Origin of the sequence: Actinomycetospora sp. NBRC 106375 (assembly GCF_030269665.1) — a bacterium.
In the GTDB taxonomy this organism is placed as follows: Bacteria; Actinomycetota; Actinomycetes; order Mycobacteriales; family Pseudonocardiaceae; genus Actinomycetospora.
In genome coordinates this window covers 113,426-137,458 of record NZ_BSTS01000006.1, presented here as the reverse complement: position 1 = coordinate 137,458, position 24,033 = coordinate 113,426, and the positions used below count along the sequence as shown (strand labels likewise).

The following is a 24,033-nucleotide window of genomic DNA, read 5'->3' as shown; positions in this document are numbered from 1 at the left end:
TGAACAAGGACCAGAGCGGATCAGCCCGAGATGTAGGCCTCGAGCTGGTCGCGGTGCTCCTCGAGCTGGTCGATCCGGTTCTTGACGACGTCGCCGATGCTGACGATCCCCGCCAGCCGGTCCTGGTCGTCGACGACGGGGATGTGCCGGATGCGGCGCTCGGTCATCGTGCGGCTGAGGGTCTGCAGGTCCTCGCCGCCGCGACACGTGGCGACAACGCTGGTCATGATCTCGGAGACCGGTGCGGCGAGGAGGTCGGTCCCGCGCTGGTGCAGGTGCCGCACGACGTCGCGCTCGGAGACGATGCCGGCCAGCCGCTCGCCCTCGAGGACGACGGCGGCGCCGACGTTGCGCTCGGCGAGCACAGCCAGCAGCTCGGTGACCGGGGCGTCGGGCGGGACGGTGAGCACCGCGTTCCCTTTGCGAGCGAGCACGTCCGCGATGCGCATGGCCGGTCCCTTCGTCGGGTTCTCGACGTCACACGAATATGACAGGAACCGTCCGGGTTCAGCCAGACCCGGACGGTGACTTCTCGTGGCGGGCGACCATCACCGCGACCGCCAGCAACGGGACGGCCAGCGCGGCGACGAGGACGGGCAGCGACACCCAGGGCGAGCCCGCGCCGACCACCGCGAGCACCCCGAGCGCGACCGCCTCCGACCCCAGCCCGGCCACGGACGTGACGGTGGCGCGCGCCTCGCCGGCGACGGCGTCCTGGACCCGCGTCTCGACGACCACCAGCAGCATCTGCAGCACACCCCACCCCGCGCCGAGCACGGCGAAGCCGGGGCCGAGCGGGAGGAGCGCGCCGACGGCCACAGCGATCGCCGCGAGGCCCAGCAGCACACCGAGCACCGGCCCGCGCGCCCGCGCGACCCGGCCGGCGAGGGCGACGCAGGCGCTCTCCGCGACGCCGACGCCGGCGAGGACGAGCGCGGTCACCGCCGGCGAGGCGCCGCGGTCGGCGGCGAGCAGCGGCAGGTACTCGTCGAGCGCCATGAGGCCGGTGAAGACGGCGGTGACGACGACCGCGCGGCGCAGCAGGGCGGTGCGCGAGACCTCGGCGAGCCCGGCGCGCAACGTCGCCCACCACGCGGTGAGCGCGCCCCGCGACGACGCCCGGTGCGCCCTCGGTCGTTCCGCCTCCGGCAACGTCAGGGCGAGTGCCCCTCCGGCGAGCGAGGCGGCCGCCCCGACGAGCCCCGGCAGCAGGTAGCCCCCGATCTGCACGAGCGGCGCGGCGGCGAGCGTCGCGACGAGCGTGGCCGCGAGGTAGCCGGACCGGGCGCGGCCCATCAGCGTCGCGTAGCGCTCCGTGGCGTCCCAGCCGGCCAGCGCGTCGTACGCCAGGGCCTCGAGGGTGCCGGACGCGAGCGCGGAACCGAGGCCCCAGAGCACGAAGCCCACCGCGAAGACCGGCAGGCTCGGGGCCAGCACCCACAGGGCGAACGCCGACCCGGACAGCAGGCCGGCGAGCGCGAGCATCCGGCGCCGCGAGGTGACGTCGGCCCACGCCCCCGACGGCACCTCGAACGCCAGCGTCGTCACCGACCACAGCCCGAACAGCGCTGAGATCGCGGTGTCGGAGAGGCCGTGCTCGACGAAGAGCAGGGCGTAGAGCGGGTACAGCGGCACGAACTGGCCGAGCGCCTCGACGGCGACGACCCGGGCGCCGAACCCGCGCGGGACCCTGCTGTCAGGCGATCAATGTCGCCGGAACGCGTTCTGCACGTGCTCGAGTGTATGTGAGCGAAATTCCCGGCTATAGCCGTGAATTTCGCTCACATAGAAGACTGGCGCGCATGACCTCCGACGAGCCCACGACCCCGAGCGGCGGCAGCAGCCACGTCGAGCGCGCCTACCGCCTGCAGGGTCCCGACGACGCCCGCGCGCTCTACGACGAGTGGGCGGCGAGCTACGACGCCGAGCTCGCCGGCGAGAGCCAGGGCTACGTGGCGCCGGGGCTCGCCGCCGACACCGTCGTGCGCGTCGCGGGCACCGGCGTCACCGTGCTCGACGCCGGGTGCGGGACCGGGCTGGTCGGGGCGGCGCTCGCCGAGCGGGGCGTCGGCGTGATCGACGGCGTGGACGTCTCGCCCGGCATGCTCGAGCAGGCGCGGGCGACCGGCGCGTACCGCACGCTCGAGCCCGCCGACCTCACCCGCCCGCTGCCCACGCCCGCCGACAGCTACGACGCCGTGGTCTGCGTCGGCACGCTGACCCACGGCCACGTCGGTCCCGAGGCCCTCGCCGAGTTCGTGCGCCTCACCCGTCCGGGTGGCACCGTCGTCGCCACCGTGCTCGACGACATCTGGGAGTCCGGCGGATACCGCAGCGAGGTCGACCGGCTGGCCGCGTCCGGCGCCGCCCAGCTGGTGTCGGCGGACATCACTCCGTACCGCGCCGGCGCCGGTGTGGACGCGCGGATGCTGGTGCTCGCCGCCCGCTGAGGGATAGAACGGTGACCATGAGCGATCAGCCCGAGATCCTGTGGCAGCCCGACGAGGAGACGGTCCGCCGGGCGCGGATCACCGCGTTCGCGCAGCGGGTGGCCCGGGAGCACGGGGCGAGCGTCGACGACTACGACCTGCTCTGGCAGTGGTCCACCGACCACGTCCCCGAGTTCTGGGGCACCGTCGTCGACCACCTCGGCGTCCGGTTCCACGAGCAGCCCCGCGAGGTCCTGGCGTCGAGCGCGATGCCCGGGGCGAGCTGGTTCCCGGGCGCCACGCTCAACTACGCCGAGCACGCGCTGTGGCCCCGCGAGGGCGGGGCGGACGGCGACACGGCGATCGTCGCCGTGCGCGAGGACGGCCGCCGGGTCGCCCGCACCTTCGGCGAGCTGCGCGCCGACGTCGCCCGCGCCCGGGCCGGGCTCGTCGCGCTCGGGGTCGGGTTCGGCGACCGGGTCGTCGCCCTGTCGCCCAACTCCGTCGAGACCCTCGTCGCGTTCCTGGCCGCCTCGTCGCTCGGGGCGACGTGGTCGTCGTGCTCGCCGGACTTCGGCCCGCGCGCCGTCGTGGACCGCTTCGCGCAGATCGAGCCGTCGGTGCTGGTCGCCGTCGACGGCTACCTCTACAACGGCAAGTCCTACGACATCCGCGACACCGTCGGCTCGCTGCGCGCGCAGCTGCCGACGCTCTCCGCCGTCGTCGGCATCGACTACCTCGCCGACGGCGCCTGGGCGGGCCACGACGGCGTCGTCGGCTGGGCGTCGTTCACCGATCACCCCGACGCCGAGCTCGCCGTCGACCCCGTGCCGTTCGACCACCCGCTGTGGATCCTCTACTCCTCGGGCACCACCGGGCTGCCCAAGGGCATCGTGCACTCGCACGGCGGGATCGTCGTCGAGCACCTCAAGGCGCTGTCGCTGCAGCACGACCTCGGTCCGGGCGACCGCTTCACGTGGTTCACCACCACCGGCTGGATGATGTGGAACCTGCTCATCTCCGGCCTGCTCGTGGGCACGACGGTGGTCGCCTACGACGGCAGCCCGGGCCACCCCGACCTCGACGTCCTCTGGAAGATGGCCGCCGACGAGGGCGTGACGCTGTTCGGGACGTCGGCCTCGTTCGTCCAGTCGTGCCTCAAGGCGGGGCTGCGGCCGAAGGACGCCTTCGACCTCACGGCGATCCGCTCGGTCGGCTCCACCGGGTCGCCGCTCTCGCCGGAGGGCTTCGACTGGATCCGCGACGCCGTCGGCAGCCACATCCAGATCGCCTCGGTCTCCGGCGGCACCGACACCTGCGCCGCGTTCGTCGGCGTCGCCCCCACCGTCCCGGTGTGGCGCGGCGAGATCTCCTGCCGCGCCCTGGGCTGCGCCGTCGAGTCGTTCGACCCGCAGGGGAACCCGATGATCGACGAGGTCGGCGAGCTCGTGATCACCCAGCCCATGCCGTCGATGCCGGTGATGCTGTGGAACGACCCGGACGGCAGCCGGATGCACGAGTCCTACTTCGAGGACTTCCCCGGCATCTGGCGCCACGGCGACTGGATCCGGATCACCCCGCGCGGCTCGTGCGTCATCCGCGGGCGCAGCGACTCGACGCTCAACCGCGGCGGTGTGCGGATGGGCACCGCCGAGTTCTACGAGGTCGTCGAGTCGTTCGACGAGGTGCTCGACTCGCTGGTCATCGACACCTCGGGGCTCGAGGGCGCGCGCGACGGCGGCGAGCTGCTGTGCTTCCTGGTGCTGGGCGAGGGGGTGTCGTTCTCCGACGTGGAACCGCAGCTCAAGAAGGCCCTGCGGTCGCAGCTCTCGCCGCGCCACGTGCCCGACCGGTTCCTCGTCGTCGAGGACATCCCCCGCACGCTCAACGGCAAGAAGTCCGAGGTGCCGGTCAAGCGCATCCTCGCCGGCACCCCGGTCGAGAAGGCCGTCAGCAAGGACGCGCTGCGCAACCCGGAGGCCCTGGAGACGGTGGTCGCGCGGGCCCGGGACTGAGGTTCGCCGGCGTCAGCGATCACCCACCGAGATCCTCGTGGGCTCGGCGCTTGATCCGCCCAGGTGCTCCTCTCACCCGATGTGGTCGGGTGAGAGGAGCACCTGGAGGGATCATGTTCGACAAACGGCCGCGCGGGCCCAGCCCCGACGGTCTGCGGCCCGTCGCAGCGACCGGACTGGAGACCGGCACGGCCGAGTGTCAGGGTCGATCACGACTGGAGGGTCCCGGCGTCACGGTTATCGTCTGGCTGGGGCTCCGCCCTGCTCGGGCTCGCCTCGCGGCGTGTATCCGGCCGTATGGCTCGCCACGCTGGCAACCAGCGGGTATGGCCGTGCGTTGTCCCCGGACGGTCGGGAGCTTTTCATACCGACGTAACCCATGATCATTTCGTCGATGTCGCTGATCCAGCCGGTGGTACGCCAGACGTGAAGGCTCGCATAGAGCCACGTCAAGAGGGCCGTGACGACAAGGAACATCGGCCAGACGGAGAACGCCCCCGTCGAGAGGAGGTGGAAGACGTAGTAGCCGAACATGAGCGGGGACGGCAGGAAGAACGCTACCGAGGCGACGAGCGTTCCCTCGCGGGAGTCCTGCCCAGGACCGATGGCTTTCTTCAGTCTGTCCAACGTCGGAGAACCGGCTCTCGTGTTCATCGCAGGGAGCCACGGACCCGGAGCGCGGCCCGGCCGGCCCTCGTTCCGGAGGAACTCCTCCCACATGAACAGCCCTGGATCACCGAGCTCGCGACGCAGTCGCGGGCGGAGTCGACACGTGATGTAGGTCACAGGGTGGCTCGATATCTGGGCGACACGTACTGGGAGCCACGATTCCCGGACATCCTCGGTGTCGGAGAACGTACCTCGGTCGCCGAGGGGCGGATCGAGGACCGGAATCTCATGGCGTCCGGCGTCGCCTACTCCGGAACGGAAGCTCAGTGGACCCTGTTCGACCCCGTACTCTCGGTGTACTGGGGCAGGAACTATGAGTCCGGTGGGGGCGAGCTGCACCGCGAGCGTCAACTCCACTATCTGCGGCGATCGCTGTCGCAGCTGGTCGATATCGAGGCCGAGCGCCGGAACCGGAAAGCCCTTCCCGAGGCCTACTATCTCGAGTTCGACGGCGCGACCAGTCATTGGGTGAAGAACGACCACACGCCCTTGCTGTGGAGCCAGGCGAACCTGCTCCGCGCAGTCAATCTGCTGGTGAGAACGAGCTGACGAACGCGGTCTCAGGGCGAGAGAACGGCACGTGCCGGGACGACCTCGGAGAGCGTGACCGTCGCGCCGAGGACGTCGCCGCGGTCGTCGCGGCGTGACGAGATCAGGACGTCGAAGAACCGGGGCCGGTGCGGTGCGTGACAGGGCACCTCGACGCGCGCCGGCGCCGGGAGGTCGCCGCGCAGCGCGGTGCGGATCGCGGCGGCGACCGCGGCGCTCTGGGCGTCGGCGGCCTCGTCGCACAGCGCGAGGAACGAGCGCCCGACCCCGGCCCGCGCGGGGTCCCCGCCGTTGGCCAGGCAGAACTCGCGCCACGCCCGGTTGACCCACACGATCGTCCCGGTGTCGTCCAGGAGCGCGGTCTCGACCGTCCGCTCGGGCAGGTCCCTCGGGTCGTCGGCGTTCGGCGGCGGCGGGAAGAGGACGTCACGGGCCGCCCGGACGGCGCCGTCGAGCTCGTCGGCCTCGATGCGCAGGGCCGTCCGCGTGTCGGGGTCTGACAGGCCGGCCCGGGCCAGCAGGCGGAGCGCGACCCGCTGGATCCGGAGCAGCGACGCGGTCGCGAGCTCGGTCGCGCGGCGCTCGCCGCCGACGGTCCGGGCGCACCGCAGCATCGCGCGTGCGGTGTCGCGCGGGATGACCGATATGTCACTGTTCGTGATCATGGGGTTGCCCTGTGGTGGGGAAGCAGCGAGGCGGCGACTATGCAGCGTGACCGGGTGCGGGACAACACTCCGTCGACCATCGGCGACCGTCTGTGTCCGGATCGTTCGCCGGATGGCCAGACGGCCGTCAGGCCGCCATCTCCGCGAGGTCGTCGGCGTCGGCGAGGGCCGCGTCGGTCTGCTCGCGGACCTCGTCGGCGGTGACCCCCGGAGCGAGCTCCCGCAGGACGAAGCCGCCGGGGGTCACGTCGACGACGGCGAGGTCGGTGATCACCCGGGACACGACGCCGCGTCCGGTCAGCGGCAGCGAGCACGACTCGACGAGCTTCGCCCCGCCCTTCTTCGTCACGTGCTCCATGACGACGATGACGCGGCGGGCGCCGTGGACGAGGTCCATCGCCCCGCCCATGCCCTTGACCATCGCGCCGGGCACCGCCCAGTTGGCGATGTCGCCGTTGGTCGCGACCTGCATGGCGCCGAGGACGGCGGTGTCGACCTTGCCGCCGCGGATCATCCCGAACGACAGCGCGGAGTCGAAGAACGAGGCCCCGTCGCGGACGGTCACGGTCTCCTTGCCGGCGTTGATGAGGTCGGGGTCGACCTCGTCCTCGGTCGGGTAGGGCCCGACGCCGAGCAGCCCGTTCTCCGAGTGCAGCAGCACGTCGACGCCGTCGGGCAGGTGGTTCGGGATGAGCGTCGGGAGGCCGATGCCGAGGTTGACGTAGGAGCCGTTGGTCAGCTCGCGGGCCGCGCGGGCGGCCATCTGCTCGCGGGTCAGGCTCACGTGTTCTCCTGGGTGGTCCGCTTCTCGATGTGCTTGTTCGCGACCTGCTCGGCGGTCAGCTCCACCACGCGGTGGACGAAGATGCCGGGCACGTGGACGTCGTCGGGGTCGATCTCCCCGGGCTCCACGAGCTGTTCGACCTCGGCGATCGTGGTGCGCCCGGCCATCGCCGCGAGCGGGTTGAAGTTGCGCGCGGAGCGGTGGAAGACGAGGTTGCCGTGCCGGTCGCCCTTGGCCGCGCGCACGAGCCCGAAGTCGCACACCAGCGACAGCTCGAGGACGAACGGGGTCCGCACCCCGTCCACGTCGAACTCGCGGACCTCCTTCGGCGGCGACGTCACCGCCACCGACCCGTCGGGGGCGTAGCGCCACGGCATCGCCCCGTCGGCCACCCAGGTGCCGACGCCGGCGGGCGTGTAGAACGCCGGCACTCCCGAGCCGGCAGCGCGCAGCCGCTCGGCCAGGGTGCCCTGCGGGGTCAGCTCGACCTCGAGCTCGCCGGCGAGGTACTGCCGGCCGAACTCCTTGTTCTCGCCGATGTAGGAGGCGACGACGCGGCCGATGCGGTGCTGCTCGAGCAGGATGCCCAGGCCCCAGCCGTCGGTGCCGCAGTTGTTCGACGCGACGCGCAGGTCGGTGGCGCTGCCCCGCGAGAGGGCGTCGATCAGCACGATCGGCACGCCGGACAGGCCGAAGCCGCCCACGGCCAGCGAGGCCCCGTCGCCGATGTCGGCGACGGCCTCGTCGGCCGAGGCGACGGTCTTGTCGATCGTCACGAGGCTCCCTTCGCGTGCTCGCGCAGCAGCGGCGTCACGACGTCGGGACGCTGGTACGACGCCAGGTGCGCGGCGTTGGTGACGGTCTCGAGACGGGCGCCGGGGATCCCGTCGGCGAGGATCTGCTGGCACTCCGGCGGGGTCGCCGGGTCCTCGACGCCGCCGACCACGAGCGTCGGCACGGTGATGCCGCCGAGCTGGTCGACGACGTCCCACGCGGCGACCGCCTCGCAGCACCCGGCGTAGCCCTCGGCCGGGGTGGACGCGATCATGTCGCGCATCCGCCGGACGGTGTCGGGCTCGGTCTCGGCGAACTCGTCGGTGAACCAGCGCGCGACGACGGCGTCGGCGATGGAGGCCACGCCCTCGGTCCGCGCGGTGGTCGCGCGGTCCCGGAAGGCGTCGGCGTTCGGGAAGCGCGCGGCCGTGCAGAGCATGGCGAGGCTCGCCGCCCGCTCCGGGGCGTGCAGCCCGATCCACTGGGCGACCGCGCCGCCGAGGCTGACGCCGGCGAACGACGCGCGCTCGACCCCGAGGTCGTCGAGGGTCTCGAGGGCGTCGAGGGCGAGATCGGCGACCTCGTACGGGCCGTCGGCGACGGGCGAGCCGCCATGGCCGCGGGTGTCGAGAGTGATCACCCGGTACTCGCCGGCGAGGTCCCGGCGCTGGGGCGCCCACATGTCGACCGTGCTGCCCAGCGAGCACAGGAGCACGAGCGGGGGGCCGTCGGCGGGTCCGTCGGAGACGTGGTGGAGCTTCACGCCCTCACCGTGCCCGGTGGTGGGGGCGGGTGAACCGTCCGCTTCCACCCATCAGGAGTCCAGCTTCGACGGATGCACGGTGAGCGCCGTGACCTCGACCTGCATGTAGGGGAACAGCGGCAGGCTCGTGAGCAGCTGGTGGAGCTCGTCGCCCGAGTCCACGTCGAAGCGGCTGACGTTCGCGTACTGGCCGACGACACGCCAGAGCTCGGGCCACTTGCCGGAGCGCTGGATCTCGTGTGCGCGGGCCTTCTCGCGGGCGCGGAGGTCGTCGGCGACGTCCTGCGGCATGTCGTGGGGGAGGCGGACGTCCATGCGGACGAGGAACTGCACGGGTTTCTCCCGGTGATCGAAGTACGGATACGGACGCTCAGTGTCTGCGACGGCACTTCGCTGACAACCCCGTCTACCGGTCGGCGCGGTAGCGGGCGAGCTTGTCGGGGTCGATCGTGATGCCGAGGCCGGGGGCCTGGCGCGGGGCGGTGCGGCCGTCGGCGATCACCGGCGGTTCGGCGAGGACGTCGTCGGCCATGAGCAGGAAGTTGGTGACCTCGACGGGGTGGCGGGCGAGGGCGCGCTGGCCGCACGCGAGCGCCGTGGACGCCACCGTGCCGATCATGCCGTCGATCTGGTTGCCGACCATGGTGGTGACACCGAGCCCCTCGCAGAGCCCGACGATCTTCGCGGAGTCGGTGAACCCGGTGCGGGCGACCTTGACGCTGATGGCCTGGGAGTCGCCGTCGAGCAGCGAGCGCGCGACCCCTCCCAGGGTGATCGTGGACTCGTCGCCGACCACCGGGATCGGGCTCTCGCGCACGATCCGGCGGCGCCCGAGGACGTCGTCGGCGGGGTTGGGCTCCTCGAGCATGGTCACGTGGAAGTCGGCGAGGCGGCGGGCGGCGACGATCGCGGTGTCGGCGTCCCAGCCGCGGTTCGCGTCGGCGTAGAGCTCGACCGCGTCGCCCAGCTCGCGCCGGAGCTCGCGGACCGCGGCGAGGTCGTGGGCGAGGTCGCGGCCGACCTTGACCTTGAACGCCTCGACGCCGTGGGTGTCGTTGACCTCCACCGCGTCGGCGACCATCTCGGCCGGCGTGCCCAGCCCGATCATGTGGGCGGCCGCGACGTCGTCGGCCGCGTGCCCGAGCAGCACGTGCACGGGCTGGCCGCAGGCCTGGCCGACGAGGTCCCACAGGGCGACGTCGATCGCGCCGCGGGCGGCGTTGTTGGCGACGGTACGGGCGAGGTCGGCGCGGAGGCGCTCGCGGGCGAAGGGGTCGGCGCCGACGAGTACCGGGGCGAACAGGTCGCGGACCGCGGCGACGATCGACGCCGCGGTCTCGCCGTAGGTGTAGGGGCGCGGCGGGGCCTCGCCGTGCCCGACCAGGCCGTCGTCGGTGGTGATCCGGACGAGGACGTGGTCGGCGGCGGTGACGGTGCCGCTCGCGAAGGCGAAGGGCCGCCGGTAGGGCACGGCGAGGGGGATCGCCTCGACGGACGTGATCTTCACGCTGGGGTGTCCTCCTGGTCGGTCGCGGGACGGCACAGCACGGCGAGCGCCCGCGCCAGGGCCGGCTGCGGGTCGTCGCGGCGCCACGCCAGGGCGACGTCGGTGGTGACGGGTTCGCGCTCGTCGAGATCCACGTAGCGCACGCCCTCGACGGCCACGGCGAGCACCGACGACGGCAGCAGCGCCACCCCCACGCCCGCGGCGACGAGGGCCAGGACGATCGAGGTCTGGTCGGCGGAATGCGTGCGGCGCGGCGTGAACCCGGCCGCCCGGCACGCCCGCGCCGCCGCGTCGCCCACCACCGAGCCCGGCGGGGCGTAGACGACGAAGTCCTCGTCGGCGAGGTCGGCGAGGTGCGCCGGCGCCGCGGCGTGGACGCAGCGAGGGGCGCCCTCGCTCCCCGACCCCGACGCCAGCCGGTGCCCGGCGGGGACCGCGAGGACGAGGTGCTCGCGGGCGAGGACGTGGTGCGCCAGCCCCGGGTCGCTCACGGGCGGGCGCAGGACGGCGAGGTCGATGCGGTGGTCGGCGAGCGCCTTCTCGAGCGCCGGGGTGAGCAGCTCGGTGGTGAACGCCAGCTCGAGGCCGGGCAGCTCGCGCGCCAGGCGCCGGACGAGGTCCGGGACGTGGCGGTAGGTCGCCAGCCCCGTCGCCCCGACGCGCAGGTGCCCGAGCGCCCCCGCGGCGACGCGGCCCACCTGGTCGCGGGCCGCGTCGAGCGAGGCGAGGATGCGCACGGCCTCCGGGAGCAGCGCCTCCCCGGCCTCGGTGAGGTCGACCCGGCGGGTCGTGCGGTCGAACAGCGGAGCGCCCAGCTGCGCCTCGAGCTGCCGGATCGCCTGGGACAGCGGCGACTGGGCGATGTGCAGCCGCTCGGCCGCCCGCCCGAAGTGCCGTGTCTCGGCGACCGCGACGAAGTAGCGCAGCTGGCGCGTCTCCACGCGCTACTCCGGCTCCAGCACGAAGTCCCGGTCCGAGCGGACCTCGGCGCCGTTGCCCGTGGGCTGGGGGTCGAGGGTGAGCTCGGGCTTGTCGGCCGAGGCGACGTCGTTGCCGAGGTAGGGGTCGCCGGTGAAGAACAGCTGGCTGGTCAGGGTGCGGTGCCCGGGCGCGGCGACGAGCAGGTGGATGTGCGCGGGACGCCACGGGCTCCAGCCGGCGGCCTGGGTCATCTGCCCGGTCGGCCCGTCGAGCGGGATCGTGTACGGGGCAGGCTTGCGGGTGTGGATCTCGAAGCGGCCCTGGTCGTCGCAGCGCACCACGCCGCGCAGGTTCCCTGCCGGGGGCTTCTCCGCGAAGCCGGAGTACCAGCCCTCGTCGTCGGTGTGCCAGATGTCGACGGTCGCGCCGGCCAGCGGCGTGCCGTCGGTCGCGGTGACCTGCCCGGCCAGGATCATCGGGGTGCCCGGCTCGTCGTCGCGCATCGGCAGCGTCGCCGGCGAGTCGAGCTGCACCTGCCCGTCGAGCCAGAACGGGCCGAGGATCGTGCCGACCGAGCCCTGCTGGGTCGCCGCGGCGACCTTCTCGACCTCGAACTCGAGGTAGACGTCGAGGAACAGCGGCCACTCACCGGTGTCCGAGACCGCGATCAGCCACTGCTTGAACGCGTCGAACTCCTCGTAGGTGACCTCGTTCTCGCGGATCGCCGAGCGGATGCCCTCCAGCGCGGCGCCGACGACGGTCGCGACGCGCTGCTGGTCGACCCCGCCGGCGGCCGGGCCGCGCAGGTTCGACGCGCCCGCGCGGGCGGAGTCGGTGGCGTGCGAGCCGGCGAGCGCGGCGCCGGAGACGGACTGGTCTTCCGTGGTGGTCATGCGGTCGTCCTCCTGTGGTGGGAGACGGAGCGGAGCGGAGCTCGACCCGTCGGCCGGTGGTGGTCGAGGTCCAGGGCGGCGTCGTGGTCGTGGACCCAGGCGTTGTCGGGCAGGTAGCCCGCGAAGCGCTTGTCGCGTTCCGCGAGGCGCGGGTGGTCGTCGTCGAGGTGCAGCAGCGTCCCGGTGTCCCAGGCGCTGGCGGCGACGGCGCGGGTGCGGGCACGCCGGCCGCCGGGGTAGGCCGCGAGCGCGGTGGCGGGGTCGTGCTCGACGAGCAGGCGGGCGAGCGTCGCGGCGTCCTCGATCGCCTGGTTCGCGCCCTGCCCGTGGTGGGGCAGCATCGCGTGGCAGGCGTCGCCCAGCAGCACGGCGCGGCCCCGGGTCCACCGGCGCAGCGGCGCCTGCGCGAGCAGCGGCCAGCGCGGGCTCTGCGGCACCGCGGCGAGCATCTCGCGCACCGCCGGGTGCCAGCTCGCGAAGGCCTCGAGCAGCTCGCCCGCGGGGGCCTCGCGCTGGGCGCCGTCCCACGTCCCGGGTCCGCAGAGCACGGCGAGGAAGTTGACGGTGTCGTCGTCGCGGCCCAGCGCGTAGTGCAGCAGGTGCGCTCCGGGGCCGGCCCAGAACTGGATGGCGTGCGGGTCCGGCAGGCTCGGCAGCGCCGCGATCGGCACGAGCCCCCGGAAGCCGCTCGTGCCGGAGTAGGTGGGTCCGGTGCCCGGGCCGGCGACGGCCTCGCGCACGATCGAGCGCACCCCGTCGGCGCCGACGACGACGTCGCCGGCGACCGTGCGGCCGTCGTCGAGGGTCAGGGCGCCCGCCTCGGCGTCCACCGCGGTGATCGCGTGTCCGAGGTGCAGGTGCTCGGCGCCCGCGGCGGCGGTGAACGCGGCGGCGAGGGTCTGCTGGAGGTCGACGCGGTGCACGCCCCAGTAGGGCGCGCCGAAGCGTGCGCGGTAGGCGTCGCCGCCGGGGTGGGCGGCGATCCGCGCGCCGGTGCGGCCGTCGCGGTAGATCAGCTCGGTGGGCTGGGTGGACACCGCGTCGAGGGCGTCGCCGACCCCGAGCCGGTGGAGGTGCCGGGACCCGTTGGCCGAGAGCGCCACGGCCGCGCCGACCTCGCGCAGCTCGTCGGCGCGCTCGTAGAGGTCGACCGCGATGCCGGCGCGGGCCAGGGCGATGCCCAGCGTGAGGCCCCCGATGCCGGCCCCGGCGACCACGACACGGGTCATGCCGCGCACCTCCGCTCGTTCCCGGACGCTCCTCCTCGAACGTCTGCCGCCGAGCGTGACACGAGCCATCCCGGACGAAAAAGAGGTGAATGCAGAATCATTGAGATGAGCAGCATCTCAACTCTCGCGTGGTTGACCCGCGGCGCCTCCAGGTCCACCCTCCACCTGAACCCATCGGTACAGGAAATAACTCGACGACGAGGAGACGCCCGTGCCGCGCATCCGCACCACCCACGTCGGGAGCCTGCCCCGCCCGCGGTCCCTGCTCGACCTGCTCGCCGCCCGCCAGCGGGGCGAGGAGGTGGCCGACGACGTGCTCGCCGCGGCCACCCGGACCGCCGTCGCCGACATCGTCGCTGCGCAGCGCGAGCACGGGATCGACGTCGTCGCCGACGGGGAGATGGGCAAGCTCGGCTTCTTCAGCTACGTCACCGAGCGCCTCGGCGGGCTGGAGCGCCGGCCCGGCGCGGAGACCGTCTACAGCTTCGCCGCCGAGCAGCAGGCCTTCCCGGAGTACTACGAGCGCTACTTCGCCGAGGCGATGATGGGCGGCACCGTCGGCACGATCGAGCCCGTCGTGTGCACCGGGCCGCTGGTCTACCAGGGGCAGCAGGCGCTCCAGCGGGACCTCGACGACCTGGCGGCCGCCGTCGGTGACGACCGGGGGAACGCGTTCGTGCCGTCGATCGCCCCCAGCGGCGTCGGCGTCAACGAGTACTACGGCTCGGAGGAGGAGTACTTCTTCGCGGTCGCCGACGCGATGAACGTCGAGTACCGGGCGATCGTCGACGCCGGGTTCCTGCTGCAGGTCGACGACCCGTTCCTCACCGAGATCTACAGCTTCCACCAGTACGACCGGCCGACCCGGGAGCGTCGCGGGCGGATGTACGTCGAGGCGATCAACCACGCGTTGCGCGGCATCCCGGCCGAGCGCGTCCGCTTCCACACCTGCTACTCGATCAACGAGGGCCCGCGCGTCTTCGACGTCCCGCTCGCCGACGTCGTCGACCTCGTGCTCGCCGTCGACGCCCGGTACTACTCGTTCGAGGCCGGCAACCCGCGCCACGAGCACGAGTACCACCTCTGGGAGACCGTCGCGCTGCCCGACGACAAGGTGCTGATCCCGGGCGTCATCACGCACGCGAGCAACATCGTCGAGCACCCGGAGCTGATCGCCGAGCGCCTGGAGCGGTTCGCGCGGCTCGTCGGGCCGGAGCGGGTCATGGCCGGCGCCGACTGCGGGTTCTCCTCGCAGGCCACGTTCCGCACCGAGGTCGACGAGCGCGTGATGTGGGCGAAGTTCGACGCGATGGCCGCGGGGGCGCGGCTGGCGGGCGAGCGGCTCAGCGTGCCAGCCCGCTGAGCGCGAGGTCGACGACGGTGCCCGGCCAGTCCGGGGCCGCCGTGTCCCGCCCGGCGAGGTGGTCGGCGTAGAGGGTGCCGACGACGAGGCTGGTGGCGGCCTCGACGTCGAGGTCGGCGCGCAGCTCGCCGCGTGCGGTCCCGGCGCGCAGCACGGCGGCGAACAACGTCCGGCGCGGTAGGAGCGTCGCCTCCCGGATGATCCCGAGCAGCTCGCCCGAGCCCGGCTCGTCGGCCAGGCACGTGCCGATGATGCTCATGGCGCCGACCTCGACGTACTGCTCGCGCATCGCCTCGAGCAGGGCGACCAGGTCGTCGCGGACCGCCCCGGTCGGCTCGGGCACCCGCCCCAGGCGCAGGTGGGCGAGCGCCGCGCCGATCAGCGCGTTCTTCGTCGCCCAGCGCGTGTAGACCGTGACCTTCGAGACGCCGGCCTCGGCGGCGACCCGGTCCATCGACGTCCCCGCCACGCCCTCGGTGGCGAGCAGCCGGACCGTGGCCTCGAGCACGGCGGCGTCCTTGGACCGGTCGCGGGGCCGCCCCCGCCCAGGACGTGACGAGGACGAAGAGGACGGTCGAGCTCCGCTCCGCTCCGTCTCCTGCACAGGGCGAGACTACGGCGGGCGTGCCCGGGGAGATCGCGGGCAATACGGTTCGAGGACGAGCCGCAGGGAGGCAGCGAACATGACCGACGGCACGGACGCCTCGACGATGCGCCAGGTGCTGGGGCACTTCCCCAGCGGCGTCACCATCGTCACCGGGACGACGCCGGAAGGGCCGGCCGGCTTCACCTGTCAGTCCTTCTCCTCGCTCTCCCTCGATCCGCCGCTGGTGCTCGTCCTGCCCGGACGCTCGTCGTCGAGCTGGCCGAAGATCGAGGCCACCGGCCGCTTCGTGGTCAACGTGCTGTCCGCGGAGCAGGAGGAGCTGTCCGGGCGGTTCGCGGTGTCGGGCGGCGACAAGTTCGCGGGCGTGTCCTGGACGTCCTCGGGTCTGGGCTCGCCGATCCTCGGCGGGGCGACGGCCTGGATCGACTGCACGCTGCACGCCGTGCACGACGGCGGCGACCACCTCATCGTCGTCGGAGCGGTGCACGACCTCGGCGCGCCCGGCGACCCGCCGCTCGTGTTCCACCGGGGCGGGTACGTGCGGACGTCGGTGGCGGAATGAGCGGTCCGCTGGCCGACGTCCGGGTCCTCGAGCTCGGCACGATCGTCGCCGGCCCGTTCGCCGGGCGGCTGCTCGCCGACTACGGCGCGGACGTCGTCAAGATCGAGCCGCCGGGCGGGCAGGACCCCATGCGCGACTGGGGTCAGGAGTCCTACCGGGGCCACCGGCTGTGGTGGACCGTCCACGCCCGCAACAAGCGCTGCATCACGCTCGACCTGCGCTCCGAGCGCGGCCAGGAGGTGTTCCTCCAGCTCGTCGAGGGCGCCGACGTCATCGTCGAGAACTTCCGCCCGGGCACGCTCGAGCGCTGGAACCTCGGCTGGGACCGGCTGAAGGCGGTGAACCCCGGGCTCGTGCTCGCGCGGGTGTCCGGCTACGGCCAGACCGGCCCGTACAGCGACAAGGCGGGCTACGCGTCGGTGGCCGAGGCGCTGTCCGGACTGCGCTACATCAACGGCTACCCGGGCCAGGCGCCGCCGCGGCAGGCGATCTCGCTGGGCGACTCGCTGGCCGGCATGGTCGCGGTGCAGGGCGTGCTCGCGGCGCTGCACCACCGCTCGGTGACCGGGGTGGGGCAGGTCGTCGACGTCGCGCTCACCGAGGCGTGCCTGTCGGTGCTCGAGTCGATCATCCCGGAGTACGACAAGCTCGGCCGCGTGCGCCAGCCCGGCGGCACGCGCCTCGAGGGCATCGCCCCGTCGAACGTCTACCGCACGGCCGACGAGCTCTGGCTGGTCGTGGCGGCGAACCAGGACACGGTGTACCGCCGGCTCTGCGGGGCGATGGGCCGCCCGGAGCTCGCCGACGACCCGCGCTTCGTCGACCACCGCGCCCGTGGCGAGCACCAGGACGAGCTCGACGAGATCGTCGCCGCCTGGGTCGGCTCGCTGCCGGCCGACGAGGTGCGGCAGGTGCTCGACGAGGCCGGCGTCATCTGCGGGCCGATCAACACCGCGGCGGAGGTCGTCGCCGACCCCCAGTTCCGTGCTCGCGGGATGCTCGCGCCCCACCACGACGAGCGCTTCGGCGAGGACGTCCTCGGTCCCGGCGTCGTCCCGCTGTTCTCCGACACCCCGGGCGAGGTCCGGTGGGCCGGCCCGCCGGTGCCCGGGCACCACAACGCCGAGGTCTACGCCGAGCTGGGCCTGTCGGCGGACGAGGTCACGGCGCTGACCGACGAGAAGGTCATCTAGCGCTCGGCGTCCTTGCGGATCGACTGCAGGTTCTTCTCGGCGCTCGAGCCCATCGCGCGGTCCAGGCCCCAGCGGGGGATGCCGGGCACCGTGACCTCCATGACCGACGCCATCTCGAGGCGCGTGCGGTCGTCGCCCTCGTCGCGGGCGGTGTAGGTGATCGTCGACTCGCGGATGAGGCGGGCGTCGACGCAGGTCAGCGTCACCGAGGTGTCGGTGTAGGCGACCTCGTAGGTCGCGTCGGTGGTGAAGGTCAGCGCCCCGAGGGTCACGACGATCCGCGTCGGGCGGCCCTGGTCGTCCTTGGCCTTCACGACCGCCGACTTCGCCTCGTTGGCCCACCGGTCGGTGTTCTCGAGGTCCGAGATCACCTCGATCACCCGCGACACGGGCGTGTCGATGGTCACCTCGCGGACAACCGGTGTGCTCACGGGTCCATCCTTACCCGCGCGTGGGTACCCGGCACGCGTGAACGCGACGGACCGCACGCTCGCCGACGCGATCGTCACCCTGCTCGCCCAGCGCGCCCCCGGGGCGACGATCTGCCCCTCCGAGGCGGCCCGCCGCGTGGACCCTGATGCGTGGCGCGACCTCATGCCCGAGGCCCGGCGCGTCGCGGGCGACCTCGTCGCCGACGGGCGGATCGAGATGACCCAACGCGGCGAGACCGTCGACCCGGCGACGGCCCGCGGCCCCGTCCGCCTGCGGTACCCCCGTGACCGGCACGAATCGGGCGGCTGACACTCGACGTCAGGAAATCCCCCACGTGAGCAATGCAGCACGACGCCGGGTCGGGCCGCGCCTAGGCTCCGCGGGTGATGTTCGGTGTCCTCCGGCGCATCCTGCGCGCCCTCATCGCGCTCCCCCGTCCCCTCCGCCGCCTGCTGGCCGGGCCGCGGGCGTCCGTCGACGGCCAGACCCTCGATCTCGACGTCCAGCTCGTGCTGCGTCTGCTCGGCATGCTGGCCGGCGGCGAGGAGCCGTCCCTGGTCGAGCAGCGGCGCGCGACCGACAAGGCCGCGGGCCTCGCCTGGTCGGCGACCCCCGGCGTCACGGCGCTGCCGCTGTCCGTCCCCGTGCCCGCCGGGCCCGGGCGTGATGCGCCGGGCAGGCTGCCGGCGCGGCTCTACACGCCGGCGGAGGTCGGTGACCGTCCCGCGCCCCTGCTCGTGCACTTCCACGGCGGCGGCTTCGCGCTCGGCAGCATCGCCTCGAGTGAGCCGCTCTGCCGGGTGCTGGCCCACCAGGCCGGCGTGCGGGTGCTGTCGGTCGAGTACCGCCTGGCCCCCGAGAACCCGTTCCCGGCGGGCCTCGCCGACGCCGCCGCGGCGCTGGACCACGTCCTGGCCCACCGCGCGGACTTCAACGCGGCGACGGTCGCGGTCGGCGGCGACTCGGCGGGCGCGAACCTCGCGCTGACCGCCGCGCACCAGCTCGCCCGCCTCCGCGACGCGACTGCGGCGTTCGTGCTCGCGCTCTACCCCGTCACCGACGCGGGGCGCGGCGGCGGCTCGCGGGAACTGTTCGCCGACGGGTTCGGCCTGCGCACCGTCGACATCGAGGTGTTCGAGCGCTATTACCTGCCCGACGGCCTCGAACCGATCCGCCCCACCGGGCTGCTCGAGGTCGACGACCTCGCGATCATGCCGCCCTGCTACGTCGCGACGGCGGGCTTCGATCCGCTGCGCGACGAGGGCGAGGAGCTGGCCGTGGCCCTGCGCGACGCCGGCGTCCCGGTCGCGGCCCGGCGCTTCCCCGGCCTGGTCCACGGCTACACGGGGATGGCGGGCGTCGTGCCGGCCGCCCGCGACGCCGTCCTCGACGCCGCCTCGGCCCTGCGCACCGGCCTGGCCCTGACGACCGACCGTGAGCGCGCCCGTACGTGAGCGAACTCTGGTGCCATAGCACCGAAGTTCGCTCACGTACCCGTCACTGGTGCAGCATCCGCATCGCCGCGGCGGGGTAGCGCTCGCCGGAGGCGACGCCGACCGGGGCGACCTTCTCGATCGCCTCGAGCTCCTCGGCGGTCAGCGTCACGTCCACGGCGCCGACGTTCTCCTCGAGGTAGCGGCGGCGCTTGGTGCCCGGGATCGGCGCGATGTCCGCGCCCTGCGCGAGCACCCACGCCAGCGCCAGCTGGGTCGGCGTGACGCCCTTGCGCTCGGCCAGCGAGTTCACCTCGTCGAGCACCCGCAGGTTCGCCTCGAGCGCCTCGCCCTGGAACCGCGGCGAGTTGCGCCGCCAGTCGCCCTCGGGCAGGTCCTCGGTGCGCCGGATCGTGCCGGACAGGAAGCCGCGGCCGATCGGGCTGTACGGCACGAAGCCGATGCCGAGCTCCCGGCACGTCGCCAGCACCCCGCCATCACCATCGGCGCCGGTCTCGACGTCGCGGGTGAACAGCGAGTACTCGGTCTGCACCGCGCTCATCGGCGCCGTGGCGTGGGCGCGGCGGATCGTCTCCGGCGCGGCCTCGGAGATGCCGAGGTAGCGGACCTTGCCCGCCGCGACGAGCTCGCCGAGCGCGCCCCAGGTCTCCTCGATCGGGACGTCCGGGTCGACGCGGTGCTGGTAGTAGAGGTCGACGTGGTCGGTGCCGAGGCGCGCCAGCGAGCCGTCGATCTGGCCGCGCAGGTAGTCCGGACGTCCGTTGACGCGACCGGTGCCCTTGCCGTCGGGGCCGATCTCGTTGCCGAACTTGGTCGCGAGCACGACCTCGTCGCGCCGGCCGGCGAGCACGGACCCGAGGAGCTCCTCGTTGGTGTGCGGGCCGTACATGTCGGCGGTGTCGAGAAACGTGACCCCGAGCTCGAGGGCGCGCTCGATCGTCGCGCGCGACTCGGTGTCGTCCTGACCCCCGTACGCGAAGGTCATGCCCATGCAGCCCAGGCCGAGCGCGGAGACGCGCAGGCCCTGGCCGCCGAGAGTGCGTTGTTCCATGATGCCTGGCTGCCCCCGCCCGGGTGCGCCCATGCACCGGAACGTGTCGTCTCGACGTGACCCGCGAGGCACGTCCGGAGTGGCACGGTGACCGGTGTGCGCCTGCTGCTGACGACGCTGGTGGTGGCCCTGCTCTCGCTCGGGGCGGGGACGGCGCTCGCCGACCCCGGGCTCGTGATCGGCGGCGATGGCGGCCCGGTCGTGCCGGGCGCGACCGTGCCCGCGCAGATGGGGTGCGAGGAGCCCGAGACGACGCCGGCGAGCGGTCCCGGCGTCACCGGCACCCCCTGGGAGCGCGACCCCGAGGGCCACCAGCCGTGGTCGGTGTCGTCGACCCTGACCGTCGCGCCGGACGCCGCGGGCGGTCCGGTCACGGTCACCGCGACCTGCGGCGGTCGCCCCCTGACGGCGACCCTGACCGTCGCGGACACGGGCTCGGGCGCCTCGACCTGGCGGTTCGTCGGCGGGGCCGCGGTGCTGCTGGTGATCGTCGCCGCGATGGTGCTGCTGCAGCGCCGGCGCCGGCGGGCCGACGCCGGCTGATCATCATGTGACGGCCCCACCCTCGCCGGGTATGCCGGTTCTACGACGAGTCGTAGGAGGTGGTCGCCGTGGCGGACGTGTCCCGTCTACCGGCCGCGATCGTGGAGCACTGGGACTGGCAGCGCCGCGCGGCCTGCCGCGACATGGACCTCGCGGTGTTCTTCCACCCCGAGGGCGAGCGCGACCCGTCCCGGAGCCGGCGGGTCGAGGGGGCCAAGGAGGTCTGCGCGTCCTGCCCGGTCGTGGAACCGTGTCGTGAGTGGGCCCGGGCCGTGGAGGAGCCCTACGGCGTGTGGGGCGGCGAGAGCGAGGACGAGCGCCGGGCGCTGCTCGCCCGCCGCCGCCGCGACCGCCGCACGTCCGCCGCCTGAGTCGAGCCACCCCGAGGAGGTCCCCCGTGTCCGAGGACGTCACGACCCCGTCCCCCGCACGCGTCCCGGAGCTGGTGGGCGTGCCCGCCGCCGAGGCCCACGACCGCGCGCTCGACGCCGGACTGCTCGCCGTGCCGGAGAACGCCTTCCACACCGGCGCCGGGCGTGCCCACATCTCCCGCCAGGACCCGGAGCCCGGGACGTCCGTCGCGCCCGGGTCGATCGTCCGCATCTGGATCGGCACCGACTCCGGGGCGCCGGGCTGACGGTCCGGTCCCGCTCGGTCAGGCCGGCGGCGGCCGCCCGTCGTCGTCTCCGGCCCACGTCCACCGCGGCACCTCGCGCACCGGGTGGAGCTCGTCGTCGGTGACGGCGTGGGAGTTCTGCATCGCGACCCGGGTCCCGAACTCGACGTGCTCGATCACCGCCGCGCGGAAGTCCGGGTCCCCGGGCATGCCCGCCGTGTCGAGGGCGGCGAGGTAGAGGGCCACGAACCGTTGGCGTTGCTCCTCGGAGATCCGTAGCCCCCGGTGGACCGCGATGAGGTGGGCGAACCCCAGCTCGCGGGAGAAGCGGTCGGGCCCGCCGAAGGACTCCGCGGTGAACGCGGTCAGGTGCGGCACGTGCTCGGGCCGTCCGGCACCGAAGAGCGGCTGGAGCAGCGGGTCGCGCAGGACGCTGTCGTAAAAGATCTGTTCGAGACGGTGGATGGCCTCCTCGCCGCCCGCGTACTCGTACAACGAGGTCACGAGACCGCCTCCCCCGCATGGTTGGGTCCTCCGGCAGGACCGTAGACGGGCGGGCGGTCGTCGCCGTGCCCGTCCGCGCAGGGCGAACGCACGGCGACGTCGCGCGGTGGTCGTGGGTGACCTCCTGACCCTATCGGCGTGCAGTATTGGATCTGCCAGCGTGGACGCCGGGCTGAGGCACCTCGGGGCCTCGGTCACCAGCGAGGGTCGCCGGCGTGTCGCGTCGGCGAGGATGTGGCGATCCTGGCGTGAGACGCCAGGAAAGCCGCATTGCTCGTTCAGGGATCAGGCGAGGGCGCGGCCGACCTGGCGGCCCGAGAACAGGCAGCCGCCGAGGAAGGTGCCCTCCAGCGAGCGGTAGCCGTGCACCCCGCCGCCCCCGAACCCCGCGGCCTCCCCGGCGGCGTGGAGCCCGGGGAAGGGGGTGCCGTCGGGGCGCAGGACCCGGCCGTCGAGGTCGGTCCAGAGCCCGCCGAGGGACTTGCGGGTCAGGATGTGCAGCTTGACGGCGACGAGCGGGCCGGCGGCGGGGTCGAGGATCCGGTGCGGCGGGGCGACGCGGACCAGGCGGTCGCCGAGGTAGGCGCGCGCCGCGCGGACGGCGGCGAGCTGACCGTCCTTGCCGTAGGCGTTGGCGAGCTCGGCGTCGCGGGCCAGGACCTCGCGCTCGACCGCGTCCTTGTCCAGCAGCGGCGTCGGCGTCAGCGCGTTCATCCCGTCGACCAGCTCGCCGAGCGAGTCGGCCGCCACGAAGTCCTCGCCGGCGCGCTGGAACGCGGCCACCGGCCCGGTCGGCCCCGGCCGGGCGCGCTGGAGCGTCAGGCGGACGTCGCGGCCGGTGAAGTCGGGGTTCTGCTCGGAGCCCGAGAGCGCGAACTCCTTCTCGAGGATCCGTTGGGTGAGCACGAACCAGGTGTGGTCGTGGCCGGTCCGGCGGATGTGCGCGAGCGTCGCGAGGGTGTCGTACCCCGGCCACAGCGGTGGCGGCAGCCGCCGGCCCTCGGCGTCGAACCAGAGCGACGACGGGCCGGGCAGGATCCGGATGCCGTGCAGGGGCCAGACCGGGGAGTGGTTGACGATCCCCTCGGTGTAGTGCCACATCCGGTCGCGGTTGACGACGCGCGCGCCCGCCTCCTCGCTGATGCCGATCATGCGGCCGTCGACGTGCGCGGGGACGCCGGAGATCATCTCCTGCGGCGGAGGGCCCAGCCGTTCCGGCCAGTACCGGCGCACGGCGTCGTGGTCGCCGCCGATGCCGCCGGAGGTGACGACGACGTTCGGGGCGCTCGCCGCGAACTGCCCGACGGCGATGCGCGAGCTCGATTCGCCGCGGGCGACGTCGGAGGGCTCGAGCACCGTGCCCGACACCCCGGTGACGGCGCCGGCGGTGACGTCGAGGGCGTCGACGCGGTGGCGGTGCCGGATCTCCACGCGGCCGGCCTCGACGCCGGCATGGACACGGCGGAGGAACGGTTCGAGGATGCCCGGACCGGTGCCCCAGACGATGTGGAAGCGGGGTACGGAGTTGCCGTGGCCGGTGGCGGAGGCGCCGCCACGCTCGGCCCAGCCGACGACGGGGAAGAAGCGCACGCCCATCGCGTGCAGCCAGGGGCGCTTCTCGCCGGCGGCGAACTCGACGTAGGCGCGGGCCCACTCACGCGCCCAGCGGTCCTCGTCGGGGCGGTCGAACGCGGCGGTGGAGGTCCAGTCGGACCAGGCGAGGTCGAACGAGTCACGAACGCGCAGACGGCGCTGCTCGGGACTGCCGACGAGGAAGAGGCCGCCGAACGACCACCAGGCCTGCCCGCCGAGGGACGCCTCGGGCTCCTGGTCGAGCAGGAGCACCCGGCGCCCGGCGTCGGCGAGCTCGGCCGTGGCGACGAGGCCGGCGAGGCCGGCCCCGACCACGATGACGTCGGCGTCGGGCACGGCGCTCATTCTGGCAGCGCCGCGGAGGCTCGGGTCAGCTGTCCTCGAGGCCGATCTTCTCCGAGCAGGTCGGCCAGGCGTCCCAGCCCTGCTCCTTCTGCACCTTCTTCGCGACCGCGATCTGCTCCTCGCGCGACGCCATGTCGGCCCGGGGCGCGTACTCCTGGCCGCCGTAGCGGTTCCAGGTCTTCTTGTCGAACTGGACGCCGCCGTAGTAGCCGTTGCCGGAGTTCGTGTCCCAGGTGCTGGTGCTCTCGCACTTGGCCAGGCGGTCCCAGGTGGCGTTGGAGTCGGGCGAGGTGGAGGCCGGGGCGGCCATGGCGGTCCCGGTGATCGCGAGCGGGCCGGTGATGGCGGCGGCGGCGACGATCCCGGCCTTCAGCGCGGGACGGGACGGGGAGGACGGCGCGGCGTGGCGACCAGACATCGGGGGCTCCGGTTCGTCTCGGGAGTCAGGCCGGGAGGTTGACCCGGGTGAGTGGACGGCGCCCCGCGGGGCTGTCCGTACGTCGTCCGGGGGAGTCGAGCTGGGGAGCGGAACGACGCGACCGGCACCGTAACCGAACCGAGACCTTCCGTGA

Annotated in this window: 29 protein-coding genes; 11 read left to right on the top strand and 18 right to left on the bottom strand. The window is 73.6% G+C overall.

Annotated elements, in window-relative coordinates; all coding sequences use genetic code 11:
• Window positions 1-20: 20 nt before the first annotated feature.
• Window positions 21-449 carry a CBS domain-containing protein gene (locus tag QSK03_RS12110; protein WP_285652087.1) on the bottom strand — a complete coding sequence of 143 codons (429 nt, stop codon included), beginning with the start codon at window positions 447-449 and terminating at the stop codon, window positions 21-23.
• A 58-nt stretch (window positions 450-507) separates the two neighbouring features.
• Window positions 508-1,635 carry an MFS transporter gene (locus tag QSK03_RS12105; protein ID WP_285652085.1) on the bottom strand — a complete coding sequence of 376 codons (1,128 nt, stop codon included), beginning with the start codon at window positions 1,633-1,635 and terminating at the stop codon, window positions 508-510.
• Window positions 1,636-1,802: 167 nt separating this feature from the next.
• On the opposite strand from QSK03_RS12105, the gene QSK03_RS12100 reads away from it, so the two are divergent.
• Window positions 1,803-2,450 carry a class I SAM-dependent DNA methyltransferase gene (locus tag QSK03_RS12100; RefSeq protein ID WP_285652083.1) on the top strand — a complete coding sequence of 216 codons (648 nt, stop codon included), beginning with the start codon at window positions 1,803-1,805 and terminating at the stop codon, window positions 2,448-2,450.
• A 17-nt stretch (window positions 2,451-2,467) separates the two neighbouring features.
• Window positions 2,468-4,444: an acetoacetate--CoA ligase gene (locus QSK03_RS12095; RefSeq protein WP_285652081.1), complete on the top strand. Its 1,977-nt coding sequence runs from the start codon at window positions 2,468-2,470 to the stop codon at window positions 4,442-4,444.
• Between the two features lie 237 nt (window positions 4,445-4,681).
• On the opposite strand, the gene QSK03_RS12090 is transcribed toward QSK03_RS12095, so the two are convergent.
• On the bottom strand, window positions 4,682-5,230 hold the full coding sequence (locus QSK03_RS12090; RefSeq protein WP_285652077.1) for a hypothetical protein: 549 nt from the start codon (window positions 5,228-5,230) through the stop codon (window positions 4,682-4,684).
• 3 nt (window positions 5,231-5,233) lie between these two features.
• Here QSK03_RS12090 and QSK03_RS12085 point away from each other — a divergent pair, with 3 nt between their 5' ends.
• Window positions 5,234-5,662, top strand: a complete 429-nt coding sequence (locus QSK03_RS12085) for a hypothetical protein (RefSeq protein WP_285652074.1) — start codon at window positions 5,234-5,236, stop codon at window positions 5,660-5,662.
• 11 nt (window positions 5,663-5,673) lie between these two features.
• On the opposite strand, the gene QSK03_RS12080 is transcribed toward QSK03_RS12085, so the two are convergent.
• The 9 genes from QSK03_RS12080 to QSK03_RS12040 form a co-directional block, all read right to left on the bottom strand.
• On the bottom strand, window positions 5,674-6,327 hold the full coding sequence (locus QSK03_RS12080; RefSeq protein WP_285652073.1) for a PAS domain-containing protein: 654 nt from the start codon (window positions 6,325-6,327) through the stop codon (window positions 5,674-5,676).
• A gap of 127 nt (window positions 6,328-6,454) precedes the next feature.
• A complete protein-coding gene (locus QSK03_RS12075; RefSeq protein WP_285652072.1) occupies window positions 6,455-7,111 on the bottom strand; it encodes a CoA transferase subunit B in 657 nt (218 codons plus the stop codon).
• Window positions 7,108-7,881, bottom strand: coding sequence for a CoA transferase subunit A (locus QSK03_RS12070; RefSeq protein ID WP_285652436.1), 774 nt, complete (start codon window positions 7,879-7,881; stop codon window positions 7,108-7,110). The genes QSK03_RS12075 and QSK03_RS12070 overlap by 4 nt, the downstream gene beginning before the upstream one ends.
• Before the next feature lie 2 nt (window positions 7,882-7,883).
• Window positions 7,884-8,648 carry a 3-oxoadipate enol-lactonase gene (pcaD, locus tag QSK03_RS12065; protein WP_285652071.1) on the bottom strand — a complete coding sequence of 255 codons (765 nt, stop codon included), beginning with the start codon at window positions 8,646-8,648 and terminating at the stop codon, window positions 7,884-7,886.
• Between the two features lie 51 nt (window positions 8,649-8,699).
• Window positions 8,700-8,981 (bottom strand): muconolactone Delta-isomerase, encoded by a 282-nt coding sequence (gene catC / locus QSK03_RS12060; RefSeq protein ID WP_285652069.1) that lies wholly within the window; start codon window positions 8,979-8,981, stop codon window positions 8,700-8,702.
• 73 nt (window positions 8,982-9,054) lie between these two features.
• A complete protein-coding gene (locus QSK03_RS12055) occupies window positions 9,055-10,155 on the bottom strand; it encodes a mandelate racemase/muconate lactonizing enzyme family protein (protein WP_285652068.1) in 1,101 nt (366 codons plus the stop codon).
• The gene (locus QSK03_RS12050) at window positions 10,152-11,096 is read right to left on the bottom strand and encodes a LysR family transcriptional regulator (RefSeq protein ID WP_285652066.1); all 945 of its coding nucleotides are present in this window, start codon (window positions 11,094-11,096) and stop codon (window positions 10,152-10,154) included. The genes QSK03_RS12055 and QSK03_RS12050 overlap by 4 nt, the downstream gene beginning before the upstream one ends.
• Before the next feature lie 3 nt (window positions 11,097-11,099).
• Window positions 11,100-11,969 (bottom strand): dioxygenase family protein, encoded by an 870-nt coding sequence (locus tag QSK03_RS12045; protein WP_285652064.1) that lies wholly within the window; start codon window positions 11,967-11,969, stop codon window positions 11,100-11,102.
• On the bottom strand, window positions 11,966-13,198 hold the full coding sequence (locus QSK03_RS12040) for an FAD-dependent monooxygenase (protein WP_285652063.1): 1,233 nt from the start codon (window positions 13,196-13,198) through the stop codon (window positions 11,966-11,968). The genes QSK03_RS12045 and QSK03_RS12040 overlap by 4 nt, the downstream gene beginning before the upstream one ends.
• 211 nt (window positions 13,199-13,409) lie before the next feature.
• On the opposite strand from QSK03_RS12040, the gene QSK03_RS12035 reads away from it, so the two are divergent.
• Window positions 13,410-14,561 (top strand): cobalamin-independent methionine synthase II family protein, encoded by a 1,152-nt coding sequence (locus tag QSK03_RS12035; RefSeq protein WP_285652062.1) that lies wholly within the window; start codon window positions 13,410-13,412, stop codon window positions 14,559-14,561.
• Here the strand turns inward: QSK03_RS12035 and QSK03_RS12030 are convergent.
• Window positions 14,542-15,069: a TetR/AcrR family transcriptional regulator gene (locus tag QSK03_RS12030; RefSeq protein ID WP_285652061.1), complete on the bottom strand. Its 528-nt coding sequence runs from the start codon at window positions 15,067-15,069 to the stop codon at window positions 14,542-14,544. The two genes, QSK03_RS12035 and QSK03_RS12030, sit on opposite strands and share 20 nt — an antisense overlap.
• Window positions 15,070-15,244: 175 nt before the next feature.
• On the opposite strand from QSK03_RS12030, the gene QSK03_RS12025 reads away from it, so the two are divergent.
• Both QSK03_RS12025 and QSK03_RS12020 read left to right on the top strand, forming a co-directional pair.
• Entirely contained in the window at window positions 15,245-15,730 is a 486-nt protein-coding gene (locus tag QSK03_RS12025; RefSeq protein WP_285652060.1) for a flavin reductase family protein, read from the top strand.
• Window positions 15,727-16,923 carry a CaiB/BaiF CoA transferase family protein gene (locus QSK03_RS12020; protein WP_285652058.1) on the top strand — a complete coding sequence of 399 codons (1,197 nt, stop codon included), beginning with the start codon at window positions 15,727-15,729 and terminating at the stop codon, window positions 16,921-16,923. The genes QSK03_RS12025 and QSK03_RS12020 overlap by 4 nt, the downstream gene beginning before the upstream one ends.
• On the opposite strand, the gene QSK03_RS12015 is transcribed toward QSK03_RS12020, so the two are convergent.
• Entirely contained in the window at window positions 16,920-17,354 is a 435-nt protein-coding gene (locus tag QSK03_RS12015; protein ID WP_285652057.1) for an SRPBCC family protein, read from the bottom strand. The two genes, QSK03_RS12020 and QSK03_RS12015, sit on opposite strands and share 4 nt — an antisense overlap.
• A 37-nt stretch (window positions 17,355-17,391) precedes the next feature.
• On the opposite strand from QSK03_RS12015, the gene QSK03_RS12010 reads away from it, so the two are divergent.
• Together QSK03_RS12010 and QSK03_RS12005 are read left to right on the top strand one after the other, a co-directional pair.
• Window positions 17,392-17,664 carry a DUF3253 domain-containing protein gene (locus tag QSK03_RS12010; RefSeq protein ID WP_285652056.1) on the top strand — a complete coding sequence of 91 codons (273 nt, stop codon included), beginning with the start codon at window positions 17,392-17,394 and terminating at the stop codon, window positions 17,662-17,664.
• Window positions 17,665-17,741: 77 nt separating this feature from the next.
• Window positions 17,742-18,809, top strand: coding sequence for an alpha/beta hydrolase (locus tag QSK03_RS12005; RefSeq protein ID WP_285652435.1), 1,068 nt, complete (start codon window positions 17,742-17,744; stop codon window positions 18,807-18,809).
• A 43-nt stretch (window positions 18,810-18,852) separates the two neighbouring features.
• On the opposite strand, the gene QSK03_RS12000 is transcribed toward QSK03_RS12005, so the two are convergent.
• A complete protein-coding gene (locus QSK03_RS12000) occupies window positions 18,853-19,860 on the bottom strand; it encodes an aldo/keto reductase (protein ID WP_285652055.1) in 1,008 nt (335 codons plus the stop codon).
• An 87-nt stretch (window positions 19,861-19,947) separates the two neighbouring features.
• Here QSK03_RS12000 and QSK03_RS11995 point away from each other — a divergent pair, with 87 nt between their 5' ends.
• The 3 genes from QSK03_RS11995 to QSK03_RS11985 all read left to right on the top strand — a co-directional run bounded on the left by QSK03_RS11995 (window position 19,948) and on the right by QSK03_RS11985 (window position 21,040).
• Window positions 19,948-20,403 carry a hypothetical protein gene (locus QSK03_RS11995; RefSeq protein WP_285652054.1) on the top strand — a complete coding sequence of 152 codons (456 nt, stop codon included), beginning with the start codon at window positions 19,948-19,950 and terminating at the stop codon, window positions 20,401-20,403.
• A 68-nt stretch (window positions 20,404-20,471) separates the two neighbouring features.
• Window positions 20,472-20,774 (top strand): WhiB family transcriptional regulator, encoded by a 303-nt coding sequence (locus QSK03_RS11990; RefSeq protein WP_285652053.1) that lies wholly within the window; start codon window positions 20,472-20,474, stop codon window positions 20,772-20,774.
• A 26-nt stretch (window positions 20,775-20,800) separates the two neighbouring features.
• Window positions 20,801-21,040: a PASTA domain-containing protein gene (locus QSK03_RS11985; protein WP_285652052.1), complete on the top strand. Its 240-nt coding sequence runs from the start codon at window positions 20,801-20,803 to the stop codon at window positions 21,038-21,040.
• 18 nt (window positions 21,041-21,058) lie between these two features.
• Here the strand turns inward: QSK03_RS11985 and QSK03_RS11980 are convergent, their stop codons facing one another.
• From QSK03_RS11980 to QSK03_RS11970, 3 genes are all read right to left on the bottom strand, one after another.
• Window positions 21,059-21,523, bottom strand: a complete 465-nt coding sequence (locus QSK03_RS11980; protein ID WP_285652051.1) for a group II truncated hemoglobin — start codon at window positions 21,521-21,523, stop codon at window positions 21,059-21,061.
• 285 nt (window positions 21,524-21,808) lie between these two features.
• Window positions 21,809-23,452, bottom strand: a complete 1,644-nt coding sequence (locus QSK03_RS11975; protein WP_285652049.1) for an FAD-binding dehydrogenase — start codon at window positions 23,450-23,452, stop codon at window positions 21,809-21,811.
• 34 nt (window positions 23,453-23,486) lie between these two features.
• Window positions 23,487-23,879, bottom strand: coding sequence for a transglycosylase family protein (locus QSK03_RS11970; protein ID WP_285652047.1), 393 nt, complete (start codon window positions 23,877-23,879; stop codon window positions 23,487-23,489).
• Between the last annotated feature and the right edge of the window lie 154 nt (window positions 23,880-24,033).

Excerpts from the sequence above, each read along its gene's own strand:
- QSK03_RS12110 (WP_285652087.1), bottom strand. The coding sequence starts at position 449 with ATGCGCATCGCGGACGTGCTCGCTCGCAAAGGGAACGCGGTGCTCACC.
- QSK03_RS12100 (WP_285652083.1), top strand. The coding sequence starts at position 1,803 with ATGACCTCCGACGAGCCCACGACCCCGAGCGGCGGCAGCAGCCACGTC.
- QSK03_RS12095 (WP_285652081.1), top strand. The coding sequence starts at position 2,468 with ATGAGCGATCAGCCCGAGATCCTGTGGCAGCCCGACGAGGAGACGGTC.
- QSK03_RS12080 (WP_285652073.1), bottom strand. The coding sequence starts at position 6,327 with ATGATCACGAACAGTGACATATCGGTCATCCCGCGCGACACCGCACGC.
- QSK03_RS12045 (WP_285652064.1), bottom strand. The coding sequence starts at position 11,969 with ATGACCACCACGGAAGACCAGTCCGTCTCCGGCGCCGCGCTCGCCGGC.
- QSK03_RS12040 (WP_285652063.1), bottom strand. The coding sequence starts at position 13,198 with ATGACCCGTGTCGTGGTCGCCGGGGCCGGCATCGGGGGCCTCACGCTG.
- QSK03_RS12025 (WP_285652060.1), top strand. The coding sequence starts at position 15,245 with ATGACCGACGGCACGGACGCCTCGACGATGCGCCAGGTGCTGGGGCAC.
- QSK03_RS12020 (WP_285652058.1), top strand. The coding sequence starts at position 15,727 with ATGAGCGGTCCGCTGGCCGACGTCCGGGTCCTCGAGCTCGGCACGATC.
- QSK03_RS12005 (WP_285652435.1), top strand. The coding sequence starts at position 17,742 with ATGTTCGGTGTCCTCCGGCGCATCCTGCGCGCCCTCATCGCGCTCCCC.
- QSK03_RS12000 (WP_285652055.1), bottom strand. The coding sequence starts at position 19,860 with ATGGAACAACGCACTCTCGGCGGCCAGGGCCTGCGCGTCTCCGCGCTC.
- QSK03_RS11970 (WP_285652047.1), bottom strand. The coding sequence starts at position 23,879 with ATGTCTGGTCGCCACGCCGCGCCGTCCTCCCCGTCCCGTCCCGCGCTG.